Here is a 9,186-nt window from a genome sequence, read left to right on the forward strand (position 1 = left end):
TACTGGGCGTCACTGACAACGCCCCGTCGATCACGGAAGGTGAGCCCTTGTGAGGCGACAACGCCCAGGGCCCCCGCTCCGGCATGCGGAGCGGGGGCCCTGGGCGTGAACTGCCGTACGGAGCCGGTTACTTCTTCTCGACCGGCTTGCGCAGCTGGATGTTGAGTTCGCGCAGGCGGGACTCGTCCAGCTCGGTGGGCGCGCCCATCATCAGGTCCTGCGCGTTGCCGTTCAGCGGGAAGGAGATGGTCTCCCGGATGTTCGGCTCGTCGGCGAGGAGCATGACGATGCGGTCGACGCCCGGGGCGATCCCGCCGTGCGGCGGGGCGCCGAAGCGGAACGCGCGGAGCATGCCCGCGAACTCGGCCTCGACGGTGTCGCGGTCGTAGCCCGCGATCTCGAAGGCCTTGAGCATGATCTCCGGCTCGTGGTTCCGGATCGCGCCGGAGGACAGCTCCGTGCCGTTGCAGACGATGTCGTACTGCCAGGCCAGGATGTCCAGCGGGTCCTTCTCCTCCAGGTCCTGCATGCCGCCCTGCGGCATGGAGAACGGGTTGTGGGAGAAGTCGATCTTGCCGGTCTCCTCGTCCTTCTCGTACATCGGGAAGTCGACGATCCAGCAGAAGCGGAAGACGCCCTCCTCGAAGTGGCCGGCGCGCTTGGCGGCCTCGACGCGGACCGCGCCCATGATCTTCGAGACCTCGTCGAACTCGCCCGCGCCGAAGAACACGGCGTGGCCGGCCTTGAGGCCGAGGCGCTCGGTGAGGACCTTGACGTTCTCCTCGGTGAGGAACTTGGCGATCGGGCCGGCGAACGAGCCGTCCTCGCCGACGCGGATCCAGGCGAGGCCCTTCGCGCCCTGCTCGACCGCGTAGTCACCGAGGCCGTCGAAGAACTTGCGGGACTGGGAGGCGGTGTCCGGGACGGGCAGCGCGCGCACGTGTTTGCCGGCGAACGCCTTGAACTCGGAGTCCGCGAACACGTCGGTGATGTCGACGAGTTCGAGCTTGGCGCGCAGGTCCGGCTTGTCGTTGCCGTACTTCAGCATCGACTCGCGGAACGGGATGCGGGGGAAGGGGCTCGTGACCTCGCGGCCGTTGCCGAACTCCGTGAAGATCTCCGTCATGAGCTTCTCGATCGGGCGGAAGACGTCTTCCTGCTCGACGAAGCTCATCTCGATGTCGAGCTGGTAGAACTCGCCCGGCGAACGGTCCGCGCGCGCGTCCTCGTCGCGGAAGCACGGCGCGATCTGGAAGTAGCGGTCGAAGCCCGAGATCATCAGCAGCTGCTTGAACTGCTGCGGCGCCTGGGGGAGGGCGTAGAACTTGCCCGGGTTCAGGCGGGACGGGACGACGAAGTCGCGGGCGCCCTCGGGGGAGGTCGCGGCGAGGATCGGCGTCGCCATCTCGTTGAAGCCGAGGTTGACCATCTTCGAGCGGATCGAGGCGATGACCTCGCTGCGCAGCATGATGTTGCGGTGCATGCGCTCGCGGCGCAGGTCCAGGAAGCGGTACTCCAGGCGGCGCTCCTCGCCCACCCCGTCGTCCTGGTTGATCTGGAACGGCAGCTGCTGCGCGCCGCCGAGCACCTCGACGTCGGAGGCCTCGATCTCGACCTCGCCGGTGGGCAGCTCCGGGTTCACGTTGTCCGCGCCGCGGGAGACGACCTTGCCGTCGATCCGGACGACCGTTTCCTTGGTCAGCTTGTCGAGGACCTCGGCGGCCTTGGTGCCCGGACGGGCGACGAGCTGCGTGATGCCGTAGTGGTCGCGCAGATCGATGAAGAGGATGCCGCCCAGGTCTCGGCGATTGTGCAGCCAGCCGCTCAGCCGGACGTCGGAGCCGACGTCAGTGGCGCGGAGCTCGCCGCAGGTGTGGGACCTGTACCGATGCATCGTCGTTCATCCAGCCTTTGCACTTGGGGTTCCCCGGGAGACAACCGGGATCCCCCCAAGCGTACCGGGCACAGCGGCCGCTCCGGGCGGCCCGTCGGCCCCGCCCGGCCGTGCCTCTGGTGGCACCCGGCGATCACCTCTTTCTAGAGTGGGGCAATGCGCACTGGTGAGCCCCTCCCTCCTGTGGAGGACGTCCTCGCCGCTCTGGCCACCGGGCTGTGGCGATGGGACAACCGGGCGGGGCTCGTCACTTTCGACGCCGAGGCCGCCCGGCTGATCGGCCTGCCCACCATCCCCGGAGGCGAGCAGGTCGCCCTGACGGAGTCCGCCGCCCGCGCCCGTTTCCATCCGGTCGACTGGAACGAGATAGACGGGATCGTGCAGCTCGCCGTCGCCGAGGGCACCCTCGCCGAGGCCCGGCTGCGCGTCATGGACGGCAAGGGCCGGGTGCTGCGCACCGTGCGCAGCCGCTCCAAGCCGATCGCGCACGGCGACGCCCCGGACTCGTACGAGCTGATCGGCACGCTCCAGGAGGTCTCCGAGCCGCCGCCGGAGGCCGCCTCGCGCACCCCGGTGACCGGCGACTGGCGGCGCTCGCGGGAGGCCTTCCTGCTGGACGCGGGGCGGGCGCTCGCCGAGGCCGGGTCCACGGAGGAGGTGCTGCGGGTCGCCGCGGGGCTCTCCATGCCGGGGTTCTCGCCGGACGGCCTCGCGGTGTTCGGCGTCGCGGGCGACCGGCTCACCGTCATCGGGCACCACGGCCAGGAGGACGGCGACGAGTCCCCGTTCACCGACATGGACCTGGCCACGGACTATCCGGGCGCCGAGGTCGTCCGCACCGGGCGCGCGGTCTATCTGTCGTCGCCGGAGGAGTACCGCGCCCGCTACCCCGCGGCCTGGCCGCTGGCCGCCCGCTTCGAGCGGAAGTCGTGGGCGTTCCTGCCGCTGATCGTCGCGGGCCACACGATCGGCGCCTGGATGGCGGGCTTCACCTACCCGGTGTCCTTCACGCCCGACGAGCGCTCGGTCCTCACCACGGTCGCGCGGATGCTGGCGCAGGCCCTCTCCAGGGCCGGGGTCGCCGAGTCCGAGCGGGAGCTCACCGACGGCCTGCAGAAGACGATGCTGCCCTCGATCGGCCCCGAGATCCCGGGCATGACCATCGCCGCCCGCTACGTGCCGACCGGCGGCGGCCTCCAGGTCGGCGGCGACTGGTACGACATGATCCCGCTGCCCGGCGGCGGCATCGCCCTGGTCATCGGCGACGTACAGGGCCACGACGTGCGCGCGGCGGGCCTGATGGGGCAGCTCCGGGTGGCCCTGCGCGCGTACGCCTCCGAGGGGCACAGGCCCGACGCCGTGCTCTCCCGCGCCTCCCGCTTCCTGCACGGCATCGGCGACACCGACGAGCCCGGGGCCGACCCGCGCTTCGCGACCTGCCTCTACGTCCAGGCCGACCCCGCCACCGGCGTCCTGGAGATCGCCCGCGCCGGCCACCCGGACCCCGCGATCCGGATGGCCGACGGCACCGTCCTCGTCCGCCCCACCGCGGGCGGACTGCCGCTCGGCGTCGACCCCGACGCGGACTACCCGACGACCCGCCTCGTCCTCGAACCCGGCGAGACGCTGCTCATCTGCACGGACGGGCTGATCGAGACGGGCGGGCACGACCTCGACACCGGCTGGTCGAGGATCCGCGCGGCCCTGGAGTCCGGCCCTGACGAGCGCCTGGAGGAAATGGCCGACGCCCTGGTGCAGGCGGTCCACGGCCCCTCCTCGCACCACACCACGGGACCGCTCGCGGACCGTCGCGAGGACGACATCGCGCTGTTGCTGCTGCGCCGCACCGCCCAGCCGGCCGGTCCCACCGTGGCCCGGCGCACCGCGATGACCATCGCCCAGGCCGAGCCCGAGCGGATCGCGGCGGCCCGCCAGCAGCTGCGCGAGCTGCTGCACGACTGGTCCGACCCGGATCAGATGGACTCGGCGGTGCTGCTCGTCTCCGAGATGGTCACCAACGTCCTGGTGCACACGGACGGGGACGCGCTCCTGGTCGCCGAGATGACCCGGCACGGCGCGGAACCCCGCCGGCTGCGCGTGGAGGTCGCGGACGCCTCCGACGACCTGCCGCACAAGCGACGCCCCGGCGAGCTGGCGTCGTCGGGGCGCGGTCTGGTGCTGATGGAGCTGCTCGCCGACCGCTGGGGCGTGGACCCGCGGGGCGAGGGCAAGAGCATCTGGTTCGAGCTCTACGAACCCTCGGAGGACCCGGCGGCGCCCGTTTCACGTGAAACCGGGGAGGGGTCCTCGACCGCCTCCTCCGGCGCGTAACGCCTCCTCAACTCCCCGAGGACACCGAACGCGGCGGCCACCAGCGGCACCGCCAGCAGCATCCCGAGAATGCCCGCGACCGCCGCGCCCGCCGTGATCGCCAGCATCACCATCGCGGGGTGCATCTGGACGGTCCGCGACTGGATCATCGGCTGCAGGATGTGCCCCTCCAGCTGCTGCACGGCGAGGATCACCCCGAGCGTCCACAGGGCGATGATCAGCCCCCGGTCGGCGAGCGCCACGAGCACGGCGACGGCCCCGGACAGGGTCGCGCCGAGGTAGGGGATGTACGCGCCGACGAAGACCAGAGCGCCGAGCCCGACCGCGCCCGGCACCTGGAGGATCAGCAGCCCGACCGTGATGCAGATGGCGTCGATGAGCGCGATGAACGTCGTGCCGCGCATGAATCCGGAGATCGCCTCGAAGGCCCGCCGCCCCATGGCCTCCAGGATCTCGCCGTGGTGCGGGGCGATGCTGCGCGCGAGCCCCGTGGCCCGGTTGGAGTCCTTCAGGAAGAAGAAGGTGAGCAGCAGCGCGAGCACGCTGGTGGCGAGCAGCGAACCGAGCGCGGAGAGCCCGGCGATCACCCCGCCGGCCAGGTTGGAGCCCCACTTGCCGACCTGGTCCTTGGCGTTGTCGGCGACGTTGCCGAGGTCGTCGGCGCCGACGATGCCCACGTGTTCCCTGAGCCAGTCCCCGGCCTGCCTCAGCGAGTCGACGATCTGCTCGCCGGTGTCGATCAGCGCGGTGACCACGATGTAGCCGGCGCCGCCGACCACGGCGACGAGCGCGACGCAGGTGAGGATGGCGGCCAGCGCGCGCGGCAGTTTGAGCTTGGTCAGCCACTCGAAGACCGGGCCGAGCAGCGCGGTGCCGAGCAGCGCGAGCAGCACGGGCGTGACGGCCGACTGGAAGATGATGACCAGCGCGATACCGACGGCGGCGACGCCCACGACGAGCAGGACGACGACGCACCAGGCGGCGAGGCGGCGGGCGGGATCGGGGAGGAGTGGCTTACCGGTCTGCACCAAGCCAGTTGATCACGGCGCGCGAACGCCCCGCCTCCCGGCCGGGTCCGGCCGAGTGACGGGGCGTCACTTCTCGCGTCACTACTCGCGTCGCTTCTGCTGGTGCGTCAGCTGGTGTGCGGCAGGCGCTCCTTGCTGGGGATGACGCCGAGCTTTCCGGCCTGGAAGTCGTCGAAGGCCTGCTGGAGCTCGGCCTTGTTGTTCATCACGAACGGGCCGTAGTGCGCCATCGGCTCACGGATCGGCTGCCCGCCCAGGATGACCACTTCGAGGTCGGGGGTGTTCGCGTCCTGCGACTCGTCGGCGCGCACGGTCAGGGACGAGCCCGCGCCGAACACGGCGGTCTGCCCCGTGTGCACGGGACGCCGGTCGGCACCGACGGTGCCCTTGCCCGCGAGCACGTACACCAGCCCGTTGTAGTCCTCGCGCCACGGCAGCGTCGCCTCGGCGCCCGGCCGGACGGTGGCGTGCACCATCGTGATCGGGGTGTGCGTGATGCCCGGCCCCTCGTTGCCGTCCAGCTCACCGGCGATGACGCGGAGCAGCGCGCCGCCGTCGGCGGTCGTGAGCAGCTTGACCTGGCCGCCGCGGATGTCCTGGTACCGCGGGTTCTGCATCTTGTCCTTGGCGGGCAGGTTGACCCACAGCTGGAGGCCGTGGAACAGGCCGCCGGACATGACGAGCGACTCCGGCGGCGTCTCGATGTGCAGCAGACCCGAGCCGGCCGTCATCCACTGGGTGTCGCCGTTGGTGATGGTGCCGCCACCGCCGTGCGAGTCCTGGTGGATGAAGGTGCCGTCGATGATGTACGTGACGGTCTCGAAGCCGCGGTGCGGGTGCCAGGGGGTGCCCTTGGGCTCGCCGGCCTCGTACTCCACCTCACCCATCTGGTCCATCATGATGAACGGGTCGAGGTGCTTGTAGTTGATCCCGGCGAACGCGCGGCGAACCGGGAAACCCTCCCCCTCGAAGCCGCTGGGCGCGGTCGTCACAGCGAGCACGGGGCGCGCCACGGCGTCCGCCGGCGCGGCCACACGGGGCAGGGTCAGCGGGTTTTCGACGGTCACAGCGGGCATGGCGGCCTCCTCGGGGTCTGCCATCAATTTAGTTGAACGGTGAACATCCCGCAAGTCGCCGGCTATTCCCGGCGGCACCGCGGCCCGGCCGCGGGCATGCGAAAGGCCCGGACGCGAGGCGCGTCCGGGCCCGTACGAACCGATCAAGGGGTGGCGGGGCTAGCCATACATGCGGCGCATCGCGAAGTCGACCATCTCCTCGACCGCCTTCGCGTCGAAGACCATCCGGTGCTCGCCCTCCATGTCGAGGACGAAGCCGTACCCGGTGGGCAGCAGGTCGATCACCTCGGCGCCGGTGATGACGAAGTACTTGGACTCCTTGCCCGCGTACCTGCGCAGCTCCTTGAGCGTGCTGAACATCGGGATCACCGGCTGCTGCGTGTTGTGCAGCGCGAGGAAGCCCGGGTTGTCGCCGCGCGGGCAGTAGACCTTCGACGAGGCGAAGATCTGCTGGAAGTCCTCGGCGGACATCGAGCCCGTGGTGAACGCGCGGACCGCGTCCGTGAGCGAAGGCGGCGACGGCTCCGGGTACAGCGGCGGAGCCTGCTGCCCGTACCCGCCCTGCGGCGGCGCGTACTGCTGCTGCCCGGCGCCCGGGCTCTGGTCGTAGCCGTACATGAGGGAAAGACTACCGACGCGCCAGGGGGTGGCGGTACGAGAGCGCCAAGGCGCCTAGTTCGTCACAGATGCCCACTGGGGGTTGATTCTTATTACCCGCGGGTAGCATCCTGTTGGTTACTAGTTGGTATGCGTACGAGGACGGTCCGGGTGACCCGGACGACCCACCTCCCCGATCTTTACGGAGCCGTCGCCATGGGGCATTACAAGTCGAATCTCCGAGACCTCGAGTTCAACCTCTTCGAGGTGCTCGACCGCGACAAGCTGTACGGCACCGGCCCGTTCGGGGACATGGATGTCGACACCGCCAAGAGCATCCTCGAAGAGGTCGCCCGCCTCTCCGAGAACGACCTCGCGGAGTCCTTCGCCGACGCCGACCGCAACCCGCCGGTCTTCGACCCGGAGACCAACACGGCGCCGGTCCCGGCCTCCTTCAAGAAGTCCTACAAGGCGTTCATGGACGCCGAGTACTGGCGCCTCGGCCTCCCCGAGGAGATCGGCGGCACCACCGCCCCCCGCTCCCTGATCTGGGCCCACGCGGAGCTGATCCTGGGCGCCAACCCGGCGGTCTGGATGTACTCCTCCGGCCCGGCGTTCGCCGGGATCCTCTTCGAGGAGGGCAACGAGCGGCAGAAGAAGGCCGCCGAGATCGCCGTCGAGAAGCAGTGGGGCTCGACGATGGTCCTGACCGAGCCGGACGCCGGTTCGGACGTCGGCGCGGGCCGCACGAAGGCCGTCGAGCAGGCGGACGGCTCCTGGCACATCGAGGGCGTGAAGCGGTTCATCACGTCCGGTGAGCACGACATGTCGGAGAACATCCTCCACTACGTCCTCGCCCGCCCCGAGGGTCACGGCCCCGGCACCAAGGGCCTCTCCCTGTTCCTCGTCCCCAAGTTCGAGTTCGACTGGGAGACCGGCGAGCTGGGCGAGCGCAACGGCGTCTACGCCACCAACGTCGAGCACAAGATGGGCCTCAAGGCCTCCAACACGTGCGAGATGACCTTCGGCGACCAGCACCCCGCCAAGGGCTGGCTGATCGGCGACAAGCACGACGGCATCCGCCAGATGTTCCGCATCATCGAGTTCGCCCGCATGATGGTCGGCACGAAGGCGATCTCCACGCTGTCGACGGGCTACCTCAACGCCCTCGAGTACGCCAAGGAGCGCGTCCAGGGCTCCGACCTCGCGCGCAGCACCGACAAGACCGCGCCCAAGGTCACCATCACGCACCACCCGGACGTGCGCCGCTCCCTGATGACGCAGAAGGCCTACGCGGAGGGCATGCGCACGCTCGTCCTCTACACGGCCTCCGTGCAGGACGCGATCCAGGTCAAGGAGGCGGCGGGCGAGGACGCGACCGCCGAGCACGCGCTCAACGACCTCCTCCTGCCCATCGTCAAGGGCTACGGCTCCGAGAAGGGCTACGAGCAGCTCGCCCAGTCGCTGCAGACGTTCGGCGGCTCCGGCTTCCTGCAGGAGTACCCGATCGAGCAGTACATCCGGGACTCGAAGATCGACACCCTCTACGAGGGCACCACCGCGATCCAGGGCCAGGACTTCTTCTTCCGGAAGATCGTCCGCAACCAGGGCGCCGCGCTGAACGCGCTCTCCGAGGAGATCAAGAAGTTCCTCGCCGTGGAGACCGGCGGCGAGGAGCTGACCGCGGCCCGCGAGACGCTCGGCAAGGCCGCCGGCGAGCTGGAGGCCATCGTCGGCCTCATGATCAACGACCTGGTCGCCACCGAGCAGGACGTGAAGTCGATCTACAAGGTCGGCCTCAACACGACCCGCCTGCTGATGGCCTCCGGTGACGTCGTCGTCGGCTACCTGCTTCTCAAGGGCGCGGCCGTCGCCGCCGAGAAGCTGGCCTCCGGTGCCGCGGGCAAGGACGTCGCGTTCTACCAGGGCAAGATCGCCGCGGCGAAGTTCTTCGCCGCGAACGTCCTGCCGGGTGTCACGGGTGCGCGCAAGCTCGCCCAGACGACGAGCGAGTCGGGCGTCGACATCATGGACCTCGACGAGGCGTCCTTCTAGATCCTGTCGTGGTGAGGCCCGTCCGTCCCCGTTCGCGGGGCGACGGGCCTTCGCCTTTGGCCACAGGGCCGGAGCTCGTCCGCAGACGCGCCCACTCATGGTTGCGCGCGCAGTTCCCCGCGCCCCGTCCGGGGGGCGGGGGACGGGGCGGAACCGACCACGGCGAAAACGCCGGGCGCCGCCGAAGCGGCACCCCCCCGGGGCC

The 9,186-nt window shown here is 70.2% G+C and carries 6 protein-coding genes; 2 read left to right on the plus strand and 4 right to left on the minus strand.

The window, feature by feature from the left end:
• Positions 1-127 precede the first annotated feature (127 nt).
• Positions 128-1,894: an aspartate--tRNA ligase gene (gene aspS / locus ACFV9W_RS22110; protein ID WP_385763433.1), complete on the minus strand. Its 1,767-nt coding sequence runs from the start codon at positions 1,892-1,894 to the stop codon at positions 128-130.
• 156 nt (positions 1,895-2,050) lie between these two features.
• Here aspS and ACFV9W_RS22115 point away from each other — a divergent pair, with 156 nt between their 5' ends.
• Positions 2,051-4,225, plus strand: coding sequence for a SpoIIE family protein phosphatase (locus tag ACFV9W_RS22115; RefSeq protein WP_385763435.1), 2,175 nt, complete (start codon positions 2,051-2,053; stop codon positions 4,223-4,225).
• Here the strand turns inward: ACFV9W_RS22115 and ACFV9W_RS22120 are convergent.
• The 3 genes from ACFV9W_RS22120 to ACFV9W_RS22130 form a co-directional block, all read right to left on the minus strand.
• Positions 4,144-5,253 carry an AI-2E family transporter gene (locus tag ACFV9W_RS22120; RefSeq protein ID WP_385763437.1) on the minus strand — a complete coding sequence of 370 codons (1,110 nt, stop codon included), beginning with the start codon at positions 5,251-5,253 and terminating at the stop codon, positions 4,144-4,146. The two genes, ACFV9W_RS22115 and ACFV9W_RS22120, sit on opposite strands and share 82 nt — an antisense overlap.
• A 107-nt stretch (positions 5,254-5,360) precedes the next feature.
• On the minus strand, positions 5,361-6,329 hold the full coding sequence (locus ACFV9W_RS22125; protein ID WP_385763439.1) for a pirin family protein: 969 nt from the start codon (positions 6,327-6,329) through the stop codon (positions 5,361-5,363).
• 159 nt (positions 6,330-6,488) lie between these two features.
• Positions 6,489-6,947 (minus strand): SseB family protein, encoded by a 459-nt coding sequence (locus ACFV9W_RS22130; RefSeq protein WP_266711827.1) that lies wholly within the window; start codon positions 6,945-6,947, stop codon positions 6,489-6,491.
• A gap of 195 nt (positions 6,948-7,142) precedes the next feature.
• Between ACFV9W_RS22130 and ACFV9W_RS22135 the strand changes: the two genes are divergently transcribed.
• Positions 7,143-8,981 (plus strand): acyl-CoA dehydrogenase, encoded by a 1,839-nt coding sequence (locus ACFV9W_RS22135; RefSeq protein WP_385763445.1) that lies wholly within the window; start codon positions 7,143-7,145, stop codon positions 8,979-8,981.
• The last annotated feature ends 205 nt before the right edge of the window (positions 8,982-9,186 follow it).

The sequence above is a fragment of the Streptomyces sp. NPDC059897 genome (genome assembly GCF_042730865.1).
Classification (GTDB): domain Bacteria; phylum Actinomycetota; class Actinomycetes; order Streptomycetales; family Streptomycetaceae; genus Streptomyces.